The organism is Klebsiella sp. 141198 (assembly GCF_050600785.1).
In the GTDB taxonomy this organism is placed as follows: Bacteria; Pseudomonadota; Gammaproteobacteria; order Enterobacterales; family Enterobacteriaceae; genus Klebsiella; species Klebsiella aerogenes.
Window position 1 is genome coordinate 45,917 of the sequence record NZ_JAQIRM010000007.1, and the last position, 14,673, is coordinate 60,589.

Genomic DNA, 14,673 nt, shown 5'->3' on the forward strand with positions numbered 1-14,673 from the left:
TTCAAATGCAAGCGGCAACTGTAGTTATCAACCGCCGCGCTCTGCGACACAACCTGCAACGCCTGCGTGAACTGGCTCCTGCCAGCAAACTGGTTGCGGTGGTGAAAGCGAACGCCTACGGACACGGCCTCCTTGAGACCGCGCGAACGCTGACCGACGCCGACGCCTTCGGCGTCGCCCGCCTGGAAGAGGCGCTGCGCCTGCGTGAAGGGGGCATTACCCAACCGATATTACTGCTGGAAGGCTTCTTTGAAGCGGCGGATCTGGCGCTGATTTCCGCGCAGCAACTGCATACCGTGGTACATAGCCCGGAACAGCTGGCGGCGCTCGAACAAGCGGAACTGGCCGAACCGGTTACCGTCTGGATGAAGCTGGATACCGGTATGCATCGCCTTGGCGTTCTGCCGGAACAGGCAGAAGCGTTCTATCAGCGGCTAAGCCGGTGCAAAAATGTTCGCCAGCCGGTGAATATCGTCAGCCATTTCGCCCGTGCCGATGAGCCGGAATGCGGCGCGACCGAGCGTCAGCTGGATATTTTCACCACCTTTACCGAAGGGAAACCGGGGCTGCGTTCTATTGCCGCCTCGGGCGGGATCCTGCTGTGGCCGCAGTCGCATTTCGACTGGGCGCGGCCGGGCATCATTCTCTACGGCGTTTCTCCACTGGAGAACCACTCTACCGGTGAGGATTTCGGCTGCCTGCCGGTGATGTCGCTGACCTCCAGCCTGATTGCGGTGCGCGAGCATAAAGCCGGGGAGCCGGTGGGCTATGGCGGCACCTGGATTAGCGAGCGCGATACTCGCCTTGGGGTAGTGGCGATGGGTTATGGCGACGGTTATCCGCGCGCCGCGCCCTCCGGCACGCCGGTGCTGGTCAACGGCCGCGAAGTGCCGATTGTCGGTCGCGTGGCGATGGATATGATTTGCGTCGATCTCGGTCCTCAGGCGCAGGATAAATCCGGCGATCCGGTTGTGTTATGGGGAGAAGGGCTCCCCGTTGAGCGCATCGCGGAAATAACGAAAGTGAGTGCTTACGAACTTATCACCCGACTGACCTCCAGGCTGGCAATTCGTTACCTCGACTAACTACGGTCAGTGGCATATTTCCCCGATTACGCTACGCTTATCGGGGTAATGAGCAGGGGCGGCGCGCGGCGTCGCCCATGTTTGCAGCGATCTTTGTCGATAACTTACCAACATCCCCTCGACCTTCCCCAACTTCCGGTTTATTGTGTAAATACCTGCTTTCGTAAACCTGGAGATACATCTCGTGTTTCAAAAAGTTGACGCCTACGCCGGCGACCCCATTCTCTCCTTGATGGAGCGTTTCAAAGAAGATCCGCGTAGTGACAAAGTGAACCTCAGCATCGGTTTGTACTACAACGAAGACGGCATTATTCCGCAACTACAGGCCGTGGCGGATGCCGAAGCACAACTCAATGCTCAGCCGCACGGCGCCTCGCTGTATCTGCCGATGGAAGGGCTCAATAGCTACCGCCACGCCATTGCGCCGCTGCTGTTTGGCGCCGACCATCCGGTGCTGAAACAAAATCGCGTAGCGTCAATTCAAACTCTGGGTGGCTCTGGCGCGCTGAAGGTTGGCGCCGACTTCCTCAAGCGCTACTTCCCGCAGTCTCGCGTATGGGTTAGCGACCCGACCTGGGAAAACCACATCGCCATATTTGAAGGGGCTGGGTTCGAAGTAAGTACTTACCCCTGGTTCGATGATGAGAGCAACGGCGTGCGTTTTGAAGCCTTCCTCGCCAGGCTGCAGACCCTGCCGGAGCGCGATATCGTGCTGCTGCATCCATGTTGCCACAACCCGACGGGCGCCGATCTGAGCAACGCGCAGTGGGATGAAGTCGTTAAGGTTTTGAAAGCACGTAACTTAATTCCTTTCCTCGATATCGCCTATCAGGGCTTTGGCGCCGGTATGGAAGACGATGCCTACGCTATCCGCGCGATTGCCAGCGCTGGCCTGCCGATGCTGGTCAGCAACTCGTTTTCCAAAATCTTCTCCCTGTATGGCGAACGCGTCGGCGGTCTGTCCATTGTCTGCGATGATGCGGAAACGGCAGGCCGCGTGCTGGGCCAGTTGAAAGCGACGGTGCGTCGTAACTACTCCAGTCCGCCGAATTTTGGCGCGCAGGTGGTCGCGGCAGTATTGAACGACGCGGCGCTGAAAGCCTCATGGCTGGCGGAAGTGGAAGCGATGCGTACCCGCATCCTGGCGATGCGCCAGACGCTGGTAGAGGCGCTGAAAGAGGCCGTTCCCGGCAAGAACTTTGACTACCTGCTGAAGCAGCGCGGTATGTTTAGTTATACCGGTTTAAGCGCGGCACAGGTGGATCGTCTACGCGAAGAGTTTGGCGTCTACCTGATTGCCAGCGGCCGGATGTGCGTGGCAGGACTTAACTCGCGTAACGTCCAGCGCGTGGCTCAGGCGTTTGCTGCTGTAATGTAAGTGCTCACTTACTAAATCCCCCTCGCCAGCGTTAAGGCGAGGGGGAATATACCCCGAAGTGTGATCATGCTCTTTTTATATGACATCCGAGCAGAAAATCCTTTCTATCTGTGTGGGCAGGCGTTAAGGTCTTGGTGCATTTATAAGCTCACTCATTATTAAAAATAACAACGAATTGAATTTGCAATCCTGAGTAACGCAGGTTCAGCCGCCCTGTGTACGACGGGTGAAGGGATAAATATGCGTAAGTTAACTTTGGCCATTAGCGCCACCTGTCTGTTGTTTGCTCTTAATAGCTCCGTTGTCGCGCGCGCTTCCACCCCGCAGCCCATTTGGGAAGGGACGAATGTCGCGAAACTTGCCGAACAGGCGCCGATACATTGGGTATCCGTAGCGCAAATCGAAAATAGTCTGCTTGGCCGCGCGCCGATGGCGGTGGGGTTCGATATCGATGATACCGTGCTGTTCTCCAGCCCTGGTTTCTGGCGTGGGCAGAAAACCTATTCTCCGGGCAGCGAAGCCTATCTGAAGAACCCCGAGTTCTGGGAAAAGATGAATAACGGCTGGGACGAGTTCAGTATGCCGAAAGAAGTGGGCCGCCAGCTGATTGCGATGCATATTAAGCGCGGCGACAGCATTTACTTCGTCACCGGCCGCAGCCAGACCAAAACTGAGACCGTCTCCAAAACCCTGCAGGATGATTTCCTCATCCCCGGCGCTAATATGAACCCGGTGATTTTTGCCGGCGATAAGCCAGGCCAGAACACCAAAACCCAGTGGTTACGGGAGAAGAATATCAAAGTCTTCTACGGTGACTCTGACAACGACATCTCGGCGGCCCGCGACGCCGATGCGCGCGGAATTCGCGTGCTGCGCGCGGCAAACTCCTCCTACAAACCGCTACCGATGGCCGGCTCGCAAGGGGAAGAGGTGATTGTGAATTCAGAATATTAAGTCGTGCGGAACACGGCGCTTCTGAACATGAAAAAGGCAGCCGCAGGCTGTCTTTTTTTTGTACGAATTTCAGCGTTTGAGGTTTTACCTTTTCGCTTCTTGCTGCAAACTTAGAAGGATTCACACATTACAGGAGTCGTTTATGTGGCATCAGCAAACCCTGACATTAGGCCCGAAATCTCGTGGTTTCCATCTGGTGACCAATGAAATTATTGGTCAAATTCGCGAACTCTCGAATATCAAGGTTGGCCTGCTGCATCTGTTACTCCAGCATACTTCCGCTTCCCTGACGTTAAATGAGAACTGCGATCCCACGGTCCGTTTTGATATGGAACAGCATTTTCTCAACGCCGTACCAGACAACGCGCCGTATGAACACGATTATGAAGGTCCTGATGATATGCCCTCGCACATTAAATCATCGCTGCTGGGCGTTTCTCTGATGTTGCCGGTGCAAAACGGCAACGTCATGTTAGGGACCTGGCAGGGGATCTGGCTGGGGGAGCATCGTATTCACGGCGGCTCGCGGCATATCGTCGCAACGCTTATGGGAGAATAAAAAATGACCATATCGGATCTACTACAGTACTGCATGGCGAAGCCGGGCGCGGAACAAAGCGTTCATAGCGACTGGAAAGCGACGCAAATCAAGGTCGCAGACGTGCTATTCGCCATGGTGAAAGAAGTGGAGGATAAGCGGCCGGCCGTTGCGCTTAAAGCGAGTCCCGAGCTTGCCGAACTGCTGCGCGAACAGCATCGCGATGTTCGCCCCAGCAGGCATCTGAATAAAGCTCACTGGAGCACGGTCTTCCTTGATGGCTCCCTGCCGGATTCGCAGATTTACTACCTGGTGGACGCCTCTTATCAGCAGGCGGTCGACCTGCTGCCGGAAGATAAGCGGCGGCAGTTAGCGTAGCTTATAGCCCGCCTGCCAGCGCCAGCAGCGCGATATCGAACAGCCTTAATAACGTCGACTGCAGCTGCGCCTGGCGTGCGATGCTCTGGTTGTTGGCGCGAATGCGGGCAATATCGCGCTGACCTTCCAGCAGTAGCCGTAGATCGTCTTCGGTCAGCCAGCCCTGAGCTTTTTGCTGTAATGCCTGCAGTAAAAAGATGGCGCTGTCGCGTACTTCGCGCTGCTCATCGCCAAGTACTTTATTCAGTATTGGTATCCATTCGGCGCTATCAATCGCGCAAGCGGACAACAGCGCGCGAATTTCCATGGTTGTCGGCATTATTCCCTCCCTGTTCGCTGACATTCGCCAGCGATAGCCTGTTGATAAAGATAAAGGGTCTGCCGCGTTAAATATTGCGCTTCGGCAGGGGTAAAGGGCGCACCCCGCATCTGGCGATGGGCGTAAACGCGTAAATAGTTACCTTCAAGTAGCCTGAAGTTTTCCTGGCGCAGCGCGTCGCTTTGGGCGATCGCCTGCGCAAACTGCTGGCGAATCTGTTCATCTTCATCAGTCAATTGTTGATCGTCATCCGTGGCTGCGGTGGCGATGAACTGCAAATGCAACTGCTTGAGTGTGAGCAACTGCTGATAGGCCGTATCGCTGTAGCGGCCAACCCACGAGCAGGCGCTTAACGCACATAGCGCGGCGGCGATGATAAATAACGGAATGAGGCGTGGTACTCGCATAGTTTTCCCGGTATCGGTGGGCGATAGCGGCTATCAGACGCCAGAGTGAGGCGCCGGGCAAATCACGAAGTCTCAGCGTAAAAAAATGAGATGAAATGAGATGAAATGAGGCCTCTTCCACTGCGGGAAGAGGCCTGAGAGATTACTTCAGCAAGGGCTTCAGGAAGCGCGCCGTGTGCGAGGCTTCACATTCGGCAACGGTTTCCGGCGTGCCGGAAACGAGAATCTCTCCGCCGCCGCTACCGCCTTCCGGGCCGAGGTCGACAATCCAGTCGGCGGTTTTAATTACGTCGAGGTTGTGCTCAATGACCACGATGGTATTGCCCTGATCGCGCAGCTGATGCAGCACGTCCAGCAGCTGCTGGATATCGGCGAAATGCAGACCGGTAGTCGGTTCATCAAGGATATACAGCGTCTGGCCGGTACCGCGCTTGGAGAGTTCGCGCGCCAGCTTCACGCGCTGGGCTTCACCGCCGGAGAGCGTGGTTGCCGACTGGCCAAGACGAATATAGGTCAGGCCAACATCCATCAGGGTTTGCAACTTACGCGCCAGCGCCGGAACGGCATCAAAGAACTCGCGCGCTTCTTCGATGGTCATATCCAGCACTTCGTGGATAGTTTTGCCTTTGTACTTAATTTCCAGCGTTTCGCGGTTATAGCGTTTGCCTTTGCACTGGTCGCACGGTACGTAGATATCCGGCAGGAAGTGCATCTCAACCTTGATCACCCCGTCGCCCTGACAGGCTTCGCAGCGGCCGCCGCGGACGTTAAAACTGAAGCGGCCCGGCGTATAGCCGCGTGAACGTGATTCCGGCACTCCGGCGAACAGTTCGCGCACCGGCGTGAACACGCCGGTATAGGTTGCAGGGTTTGAGCGCGGCGTGCGGCCAATCGGGCTCTGGTCGATATCGATGACTTTATCGAAGTGCTCCAGCCCCTGGACATCGCGATATGGCGCCGGTTCGGCAATCGTCGCGCCGTTCAACTGGCGCTGGGCGATGGGGAACAGGGTATCGTTAATCAGCGTTGATTTACCGGAACCGGAAACGCCGGTAATGCAGGTAAACAGGCCGACAGGCAGCGTCAGCGTCACATCCTTGAGGTTGTTGCCGCGCGCGCCAGTGAGCTTCAGCACTTTTTCCGGATCGGCGGCGACGCGCTGTTTCGGCACTTCGATTTTGCGTTTACCGCTCATGTACTGCCCGGTGAGGGATTCTGGTACCGCCATAATGGCGTCCAGCGGCCCTTCGGCCACCACCTGGCCGCCGTGCACGCCAGCGCCGGGGCCGATGTCGATAACATGGTCGGCGGCGCGAATGGCGTCTTCGTCATGTTCAACGACAATGACCGTGTTGCCCAGATTACGCAGGTGGATAAGCGTACCGAGCAGGCGTTCGTTATCACGCTGGTGCAGGCCGATAGAGGGCTCATCCAGCACGTACATCACGCCAACCAGCCCCGCGCCAATCTGGCTCGCCAGACGAATACGCTGCGCTTCACCGCCGGAGAGCGTCTCCGCCGAACGAGAGAGCGTCAGGTAGTTCAGACCGACGTTGACGAGGAACTTCAGGCGATCGCCAATCTCTTTCAGCACTTTCTCGGCGATTTGCGCCCGCTGTCCGGACAGCTTCAGGTTATTGAAGAAGTCCATCGCGTGGCCGATGCTCATATCGGAAATGGTTGGCAGCGGCGTGTTTTCCACAAATACATGGCGCGCTTCGCGACGCAGACGCGTGCCTTCACAGCTGGCGCACGGACGGTTGCTGATGAATTTCGCCAGCTCTTCGCGCACCGCGCTGGATTCCGTCTCTTTGTACCGGCGCTCCATGTTGTGCAGCACGCCTTCGAACGGATGGCGGCGTACTGACGTGTCGCCGCGGTCGTTCATGTATTTGAATTCAATATTCTCTTTACCAGAACCGTACAACACGACTTTATGCACATTAGCGCTGAGGGTGCCCCATGGCGCTTCAACATCAAACTTATAGTGATCGGCCAGCGACTTCAGCATCTGGAAGTAGTAGAAGTTGCGGCGATCCCAGCCGCGGATGGCGCCGCCAGCCAGCGAGAGCTCTGGATTCTGAATCACTCGATCGGGATCGAAATACTGTTGAACGCCAAGGCCGTCGCAGGTTGGACAGGCCCCTGCCGGGTTGTTGAAGGAGAACAGACGCGGCTCCAGCTCGCGCATGCTATAGCCGCAAATCGGGCAAGCGAAGTTCGCCGAGAACAGCAGTTCTTCCGCTTTACTGTCATCCATGTTGGAAACAATGGCGGTGCCGCCGGAGAGCTCCAGCGCGGTTTCGAAAGATTCCGCCAGACGCTGCGCCAGATCGTCGCGCACTTTAAAGCGGTCGATAACCACTTCGATCGTGTGTTTCTTTTGCAGCTCTAATTTCGGCGGATCCGAAAGATCGCAGACTTCGCCATCGATCCGCGCGCGGATGTAGCCCTGACTGGCAAGGTTCTCCAGCGTTTTGGTGTGCTCGCCTTTACGTTCTTTAATGATGGGCGCCAGCAGCATCAGGCGCTGACCTTCCGGCTGAGAGAGCACGTTATCGACCATCTGGCTGACGGTCTGCGCGGCCAGGGGCACGTCGTGGTCCGGACAGCGCGGTTCGCCGACGCGGGCGTACAGCAGGCGCAGATAGTCGTGGATTTCAGTAATCGTACCTACCGTCGAACGCGGGTTGTGGGAGGTCGATTTCTGTTCGATAGAAATCGCCGGCGACAGCCCTTCGATATGATCGACGTCCGGTTTCTCCATCAGCGACAGGAACTGTCGCGCGTAGGCGGAGAGCGATTCGACGTAGCGACGCTGGCCTTCGGCGTACAGGGTGTCGAAAGCGAGTGAGGATTTGCCAGACCCAGAAAGCCCGGTGACGACAATAAGTTTGTCGCGCGGAATGACGAGGTTGATGTTTTTGAGATTATGGGTGCGGGCGCCCCGAACTTCGATCTTATCCATTCACCTTTCCCGGTAGGTAGATACACGGATTGCCTGGTTTGCTTAAAGGACAAACGGCAGAAACGGCTAATTATGACACAATTTAACCTGTCTGGATATACAGTATTGGAATGGCGCTGCAGTAAGAGGGTGAAAATTTGCATAGCAGCGGCATGTTTTCTGGAATTGGCTTCGCAGCTATCAAATTGCCCCTTTGTGGTGTTAGAATTCCCGGTTTACACTTATACAAAACGTATTATTCAGGAGATTCGATCATGGCCAGCAGAGGCGTAAACAAGGTGATTCTCGTCGGTAATCTGGGGCAGGACCCGGAAGTACGCTACATGCCAAGTGGCGGCGCTGTCGCCAACTTCACGCTGGCAACTTCCGAATCCTGGCGCGATAAGCAAACCGGCGAAATGAAAGAGCAGACTGAATGGCACCGCGTTGTGCTGTTCGGCAAACTGGCGGAAGTCGCGGGCGAATACCTGCGTAAAGGTTCTCAGGTTTATATCGAAGGCCAGCTGCGTACCCGTAAATGGACCGATCAGTCGGGCCAGGACAAGTACACCACTGAAATCGTGGTAAACGTCGGCGGCACCATGCAGATGCTGGGCGGCCGTCAGGGCGGCGGCGCACCGGCAGGCGGCGGCCAGCAGCAGGGCGGTTGGGGTCAGCCTCAGCAGCCGCAGGGCGGCAACCAGTTCAGCGGCGGCGCGCAGTCTCGTCCGCAGCAGCAGGCCCCGGCAGCGCCATCTAACGAACCGCCGATGGACTTCGACGACGATATCCCGTTCTAAGGTTTTCCTTATTACCTACTGCCTATGCAGTTAGCCAACAAAAAGCCCCGAGTGTTCGGGGCTTTTTTCATTTCAGGCTCTCAGGCTGCCGGGGCCGAAGCTTCAGGAGCGGGTGACGGAGCCGCGTCTGGTTGAAGCTTACCTGTTCCTGGCTCGGGTAGCGGGGTGGCGGTCGCTTTTTGTTTACGGGCGATATCATCCATTATCAGTCGATAGGCAATGTAGTATTTATAGATATTACTGACATAGGTCACCGTCTCAGCGCCGATTTTTTCCGCCGCGAGATTCTCAACGTTGCCAAACCAGATATTCGGATCAAAACCGCGTTTTTGGGTTTCCGTACGTAGACGCGCGATACGCGCCGGGCCCGCATTGTAGGACGCGAACGAAAACAGCGCTTTATTAAGCGGCGTCATTGGCTGATCGCCATAGTAATGATCAATCATCCAGCGCATATACTTCACGCCGGCATGAATGTTGGGATCGATTTTCTTAATATCGCCAACTTTTAGTTCCTTGCCGGTCGCGGGCATGACCTGCATCACGCCGATTGCGCCAACGTGGCTGCGTACCGATTGATTGAGCCGCGATTCCTGATATCCCTGGGCGGCCATCAGCAGCCAGTCGACATCATAGCGTTCGCCATATTTTCTAAAAATTTCCACCATCTGCAAAAACTTAGCGCGCTCTCTGTTGGCTGCGGCGTTTTTAACGTAGGTCGCGCTTTTCAGGTAGCGCAGCAGAATCGTGTTTCCCAGGGTGCTGCCTTGACGATTATTCTTCACGAAATTATTCAGCACCGCGAGAAGCTGCGGGTTGTCTTTGCGGACCGCCCAGGCGATGTCGCCTCCCTCCCGTAATACAATGTCTTCATGCACCTGAATTTTTGGAAACACCTGTTTCCAGAAAATCGCTTTATGGCGATCCACCACGATCAGGGGTATCAGATCGGCATTGAGCATTTCGAGAAGATCCTCATCCTCGAGCGCTTCTGGTGCTTCCTGCAAAATGACCGGCGGCAGCGCTGCTTTGGCAAAGCGGGCGTTAAGCGCCTGCAAACTTTCGTAATAGCTGGATGAGCGTCGAACAAACACGGTTTTACCGGAAAGCTGCTCCAGGCTTTTTACCTCGGGCGATGATGGCCCCGAAACTAATAGCTCTTTGACATCACTATAGAGCGGGGTGGTGAAGGCGACCTTTTCCTGACGCGATGAAGTAATTGTGAGATTGGCGGCGGCGATATCCCCTTTGCCTTCATTCAGTGCCTTGAACAGGTTATCCCGCGTCACCGGGATAAAAACGATCCGCACTTTGAGGTGTTTCTGCTTCAGCTTCTTCTCTTTTGCCAGCTTGCTATTGAGATCTTTTTCTAAAGCGATGAAAAGATCGTGGGTGGCGCCGCGTTGGGTACCCTTGTCGATAAAAAAGAACGTTTTGCTGTAGGTCGTCAGCACCCGGATCGCCCGCCGATTGATCATATCGGGAAGATCGCCTTTTTGTGGCTGCATGATGTGATCCATATCGATGGTCAGCTCAGCTTTATCCTTATGCGCCGGCGACGCTTTACTCGTCGAAGCCGCTGAAGCGGAGAAGGCAAACAGTATGGCGAGAAGGCAGCAGGAAACCATCGCCAGGCGACGTTGAAAACCGAAGATGTTCATGATGCGGCACTCTGCAGGGGGATGGTTATATTTTAGTCAATGCAAACGCGCCCCTGTGCCTTTTTCTATCTACCTCCCTCGTGTGCTGCTCGGCGTAGGTGGTATTTTCCTGTTTGCGAGAATTCAAAGGACAGAGGCACTTCTCATACTAGAAAATATTTTCATTTTGCGATTGCTAATTGATTATTCCGCCCACTTGAATATCAAAATGATATTTTTGTCTGCTATTTAAAATATATTGTAAGGTTAGTTATAGTCTTTGCATGGTTTTGTTTTTTTAGTATTAATACATAATTCGTAGAATGCCCGGGTTTGCTTACTTCAAGAGAGGTATAGCCGAGATGTATCAGGCTTGGTCTATATCACAATATTAATCAGCCACCTTGCAGATAACGGCCTGGAGTGCTATCACTAAATTTCCCGTAACAGATTTTACTTACAAGGATGGAAGATGAAATGGACGATTCTTAACACCCTTATCTGCCCGCATACCGGCGTTGCATTCTCGTCAATATCGGGGCTGCGGTTTCTGAAGTTTATTATCTGGTATGAGGCCGATCTTTTATTAATTCCTGGCGAAACCATGAAGCTTTATTCATCTAAAGTTTTAATTAATGATCAATATCATTCATTAAAAATTTATAACATCACGTGTTATGACGATAAACAGTGGGAAACGTTAAGAGAGCGGCCAACCTGTCCGTATAATTTCGAGGTCGCGGAGCCGGAATCTTGTCTTTATCAATCGTATTGTGCGGTTAAGCGCTGCCCGAACGAGCGTCTGCGGCCGATGTTATGCGGACAATATTAGCTTGGGTAGAGAAGAACATCATCGTTGCTGAAAATAAAAAAGCTTCCCGCAGGAAGCTTTTTTATCAGGTCATCATCATTGGCCACTCTGGCGGCGTCTGACTCATGACTTCAACCATGACATCTTTAATGTTGCCCCAGATTTTGGCGACATCCACCATGGTGATACCTAACAAGCCGGTAGCAAACCAGCAGGCGGCAGCCAGACCCAGACAGCTACAAATAATCGCTAAGCCGGCATAGTCGCTTTTACGTAATTGAATATTCAGCGAGCTGGCCAGGAACATCAATACCGCGCTCACCAGGGGCCAGCGCAAAAGTACGACACTGGTAGTAATGGAAGCCATTAACTTATCCTATCTCTCAAAGAAATTCGGGAGCCTTAGACAACCTGGCGCGATTATCAATAATGAGACGCTCTGGCTATCTGGGGGCACTTCAGGGAGTGATGAAACGACAGTTCTGTTTCATCAACTTGTGTGAACTATATCACATTTGTTGATTTATTCACCAGACAAAAAATGACCTTTTTTGACATTTAAAAACCATGTTGTGAGTGTGGTTAATTGCGCGGCAATGCGTACCAGCTTGTCTGATGGCCGTTTTTCGACGCCGTTAAGGACCGGACCTGGACTGCCGATAATTGATCTACGGGTTTTGTTACTTATTACGAGTAATTGTACGGAGAAACCGAATTAGTAAGTGGCTAGTGTCTTAATTATTACGAGAATGTTTCTCGATCCATCTATAAGTAAGTATGATTCATCATTATTAGGTGTGAGGTTTTTACATAAACGTGTTCGTTGCTGAAATTCGCTGTTTTTTATAACAGTCGGTAATGCCTGGTTTTTGTCCTTATACCGTGATTGAGGCGTATCGCATGGATAAAAAGCGGAAATGAATCGTAACGCGCCGCGTAAGGCGTTAAGAATATTCTTCATCATACTGGTGGTTGTACTGCCGGTGGTGTTGGCGTTGTGGTTTGCGCAAATCAGGGCCAAGGAAGAAATCTCAGATAGACTGCAATCGTTTTCGCAGCTGGCGCTGCAAAAAACGGAAATGGTCATTCATGAATCCGAGCAGGCGCGCGAAAAAGCCATGCAATTTACCGGGTTAATGTGTTCCCCTCAGCATCAGCAGTACATGTTGAATATCGTGCGCGGACTACTGTACGTTGATGACCTGATTTACGCGAGCGGAAACACTTTCCTTTGTTCCACAGCGGTCCATCCCGAAGAGGGCTGGAGAATATCCGCGGCGAATTATACTCGAAATCCCGACATCTCCATCTACTACTATCGCGATACGCCGTTTTATCCCGGCTATGATATGAATTATATGCAGCGCGGGCATTATGCCGTGGTGGTTAACCCCCTCTCTTATAGTTCAGTCATTTCCAGTGATAAAGATTTAGCCTACGGCGTCTTCGACACCAAAACGAACATGTTTTTCTCCGTGAGTAAAAACGTTGATGCCAGGGAGCTTCATCGTCTTATTCGCCACGAAGACGCTTTTTTCAATCAGGATGGCCGGGTTTATACCGTCGCCCATTCGTCGATTCGGCCGATTGCGGTCATCATGTCCACCTCGCGCGCCAGCTATTATGCCAGCCTGTACGATCAGGTTACTTTGACCCTGCCGTTAGGAATTATTTGCAGCATATTGATTCTGATGGTCTGGTCGCGAAGCCGTCAGCAGTATCATTCGCCGCGCAATAAGCTGCAGCGAGCGTTAAGCCACCGCCAGCTTTGTCTGCATTACCAACCTATTATCGACATCAAGAATAACCGCTGCGTCGGCGCCGAGGCGCTGCTACGCTGGCCGGGATTTGACGGTCCGGTGATGAGCCCGGCGGAGTTTATTCCGTTGGCGGAAAACTCAGGCATGATTGCTCAGGTAACAGATTACGTGGTTGACGAGTTGTTCAACGATCTTGGTGAATACCTGGCCAGGCATCCGCAGCTCTATATCGCGATTAATCTTTCGGCATCCGACTTCCATTCCGCGCGGTTAATTGCGCAGATTACTGAGAAAGCGCGCAGCTATGCGGTTTGCGTGAAGCAAATCAAAATTGAAGTCACCGAAAGGGGATTTATCGATGTGCCGAAAACCACGCCGGTGATTCAGGCTTTCCGCGAGGCGGGCTACGAGATAGCTATTGATGATTTCGGCACCGGTTATTCCAACCTGCATAACCTCTATTCGCTCAACGTCGATATTCTGAAGATTGATAAATCTTTTATCGATACGCTGACGACTAATAGCACCAGCCACCTGATTGCCGAGCATATCATCGACATGGCGCGTAGCCTGCGTCTAAAAACCATCGCTGAAGGGGTAGAAACGCTGGATCAGGTGGATTGGTTACTTAAGCGCGGCGTGCAGTTTTGTCAGGGATGGCATTTTGCGAGGGCAATGCCGCCGCAGGAGTTTATGCAGTGGCTGGCCAAGTCCCCGATCTTACTGCGTACGCCGCACGACGGTCGTCAGGCGGAAATCTGATGACGGTAGTCGCTGGGAGTGCGATCGAACTCCCGGCGGAACACCCGCGAGAACGTCTGCTGCGAGACGTATCCCAAATCCATCGCAATATCAAAAATAGGACGCTGCGTGGTTCTCAGCGCTTCAGCAGCGAGCAGTAGCCGGCGCTGACGAATGTAATCACCCAGCGTTTGGTGGGTAACGGTACGGAACATCCGCTGCAGATACCATTTCGAGTATCCCGATTTTTTAGCGACTACATCAATGTTAAGTGGTTGATCGATATGTTCATCAATCCATTCAATAAGCGTTTGGATAATATCCTGATGGGACATAAAGCGGCCTCTCTCAATTCTCGATTCGTCGTTTTGTCTGTCGGCGAGTATAATTCCTCAAGTTAACTTGAGGTAAAGAGCTTTATGGAAAAGAAATCAGCCCGTATCAAAATGCTGCTTTCTCCTGGAGAAGTGGCTAAACGAACCGGCGTCGCCGTCTCGGCGCTGCACTTTTATGAAAGTAAAGGGCTTATCCGCAGCCAGCGTAATGCCGGCAATCAGCGGCGATATCGCCGTGATGTACTGCGAGCGGTCGCCATTATCAAGATTGCGCAACGTATTGGCATTCCGTTGGCGACCATCGGCGAGGCATTTGGCGTCCTGCCGGAAGGACATAATCTGAGCGCCAAAGAGTGGAAACAGCTGTCGTCGCAATGGCGGGAGGAGCTGGACCGGCGTATTCACACCCTGACTGCGCTGCGTGATCAACTCGACGGCTGCATCGGCTGTGGTTGTTTATCGCGCCGCGATTGCCCATTACGCAACCCAGGAGATAAGTTGGGTGAAGAGGGGACCGGCGCACGCCTGCTGGAAGAGGATTAATCGTGATACCTGCAAAAAACTAAAGCGCCACAACAGG

Annotated in this window: 15 protein-coding genes; 9 read left to right on the forward strand and 6 right to left on the reverse strand. The window is 53.5% G+C overall.

Going from position 1 to position 14,673, the window contains the following annotated elements:
* The first annotated feature begins 5 nt into the window (after positions 1-5).
* From alr to PGR10_RS21570, 5 genes are all read left to right on the forward strand, one after another.
* Positions 6-1,085, forward strand: a complete 1,080-nt coding sequence (gene alr / locus PGR10_RS21550; protein WP_271032795.1) for an alanine racemase — start codon at positions 6-8, stop codon at positions 1,083-1,085.
* Positions 1,086-1,269: 184 nt separating this feature from the next.
* Positions 1,270-2,463 carry an aromatic amino acid transaminase gene (gene tyrB, locus PGR10_RS21555; RefSeq protein WP_087858836.1) on the forward strand — a complete coding sequence of 398 codons (1,194 nt, stop codon included), beginning with the start codon at positions 1,270-1,272 and terminating at the stop codon, positions 2,461-2,463.
* A 240-nt stretch (positions 2,464-2,703) separates the two neighbouring features.
* Positions 2,704-3,417 (forward strand): acid phosphatase AphA, encoded by a 714-nt coding sequence (gene aphA, locus PGR10_RS21560; protein ID WP_015368752.1) that lies wholly within the window; start codon positions 2,704-2,706, stop codon positions 3,415-3,417.
* A gap of 142 nt (positions 3,418-3,559) precedes the next feature.
* Positions 3,560-3,976, forward strand: a complete 417-nt coding sequence (locus tag PGR10_RS21565; RefSeq protein ID WP_271032794.1) for a secondary thiamine-phosphate synthase enzyme YjbQ — start codon at positions 3,560-3,562, stop codon at positions 3,974-3,976.
* 3 nt (positions 3,977-3,979) lie between these two features.
* Positions 3,980-4,333 (forward strand): MmcQ/YjbR family DNA-binding protein, encoded by a 354-nt coding sequence (locus PGR10_RS21570; protein WP_087858835.1) that lies wholly within the window; start codon positions 3,980-3,982, stop codon positions 4,331-4,333.
* A 1-nt stretch (position 4,334) separates the two neighbouring features.
* Here PGR10_RS21570 and PGR10_RS21575 read toward each other — a convergent pair whose 3' ends face one another.
* The 3 genes from PGR10_RS21575 to uvrA form a co-directional block, all read right to left on the reverse strand.
* The gene (locus PGR10_RS21575; RefSeq protein WP_213317913.1) at positions 4,335-4,652 is read right to left on the reverse strand and encodes a hypothetical protein; all 318 of its coding nucleotides are present in this window, start codon (positions 4,650-4,652) and stop codon (positions 4,335-4,337) included.
* The gene (locus PGR10_RS21580; protein ID WP_271032792.1) at positions 4,652-5,059 is read right to left on the reverse strand and encodes a hypothetical protein; all 408 of its coding nucleotides are present in this window, start codon (positions 5,057-5,059) and stop codon (positions 4,652-4,654) included. Before PGR10_RS21580 ends, PGR10_RS21575 begins: the two co-directional genes overlap by 1 nt.
* A gap of 142 nt (positions 5,060-5,201) precedes the next feature.
* Positions 5,202-8,027 carry an excinuclease ABC subunit UvrA gene (uvrA, locus tag PGR10_RS21585; protein ID WP_045396741.1) on the reverse strand — a complete coding sequence of 942 codons (2,826 nt, stop codon included), beginning with the start codon at positions 8,025-8,027 and terminating at the stop codon, positions 5,202-5,204.
* Positions 8,028-8,281: 254 nt separating this feature from the next.
* Between uvrA and ssb1 the strand changes: the two genes are divergently transcribed.
* The gene (ssb1, locus tag PGR10_RS21590; RefSeq protein ID WP_015368746.1) at positions 8,282-8,806 is read left to right on the forward strand and encodes a single-stranded DNA-binding protein SSB1; all 525 of its coding nucleotides are present in this window, start codon (positions 8,282-8,284) and stop codon (positions 8,804-8,806) included.
* Between the two features lie 80 nt (positions 8,807-8,886).
* Here ssb1 and PGR10_RS21595 read toward each other — a convergent pair whose 3' ends face one another.
* Positions 8,887-10,467 carry a transglycosylase SLT domain-containing protein gene (locus PGR10_RS21595; RefSeq protein ID WP_430924083.1) on the reverse strand — a complete coding sequence of 527 codons (1,581 nt, stop codon included), beginning with the start codon at positions 10,465-10,467 and terminating at the stop codon, positions 8,887-8,889.
* A 451-nt stretch (positions 10,468-10,918) separates the two neighbouring features.
* Here PGR10_RS21595 and iraM point away from each other — a divergent pair, with 451 nt between their 5' ends.
* Complete coding sequence (iraM, locus tag PGR10_RS21600) at positions 10,919-11,278, forward strand: anti-adapter protein IraM (protein ID WP_213317916.1); 360 nt, start codon at positions 10,919-10,921, stop codon at positions 11,276-11,278.
* Between the two features lie 64 nt (positions 11,279-11,342).
* Here the strand turns inward: iraM and PGR10_RS21605 are convergent, their stop codons facing one another.
* On the reverse strand, positions 11,343-11,624 hold the full coding sequence (locus PGR10_RS21605; protein WP_015704055.1) for a YjcB family protein: 282 nt from the start codon (positions 11,622-11,624) through the stop codon (positions 11,343-11,345).
* A gap of 550 nt (positions 11,625-12,174) precedes the next feature.
* Between PGR10_RS21605 and PGR10_RS21610 the strand changes: the two genes are divergently transcribed.
* On the forward strand, positions 12,175-13,779 hold the full coding sequence (locus tag PGR10_RS21610) for an EAL domain-containing protein (protein ID WP_213317917.1): 1,605 nt from the start codon (positions 12,175-12,177) through the stop codon (positions 13,777-13,779).
* Here PGR10_RS21610 and soxS read toward each other — a convergent pair.
* Positions 13,764-14,093 (reverse strand): superoxide response transcriptional regulator SoxS, encoded by a 330-nt coding sequence (soxS, locus tag PGR10_RS21615; RefSeq protein WP_015368734.1) that lies wholly within the window; start codon positions 14,091-14,093, stop codon positions 13,764-13,766. The two genes, PGR10_RS21610 and soxS, sit on opposite strands and share 16 nt — an antisense overlap.
* Positions 14,094-14,177: 84 nt before the next feature.
* Here soxS and soxR point away from each other — a divergent pair, with 84 nt between their 5' ends.
* Positions 14,178-14,636, forward strand: coding sequence for a redox-sensitive transcriptional activator SoxR (gene soxR / locus PGR10_RS21620; protein ID WP_087858828.1), 459 nt, complete (start codon positions 14,178-14,180; stop codon positions 14,634-14,636).
* Positions 14,637-14,673: the final 37 nt, after the last annotated feature.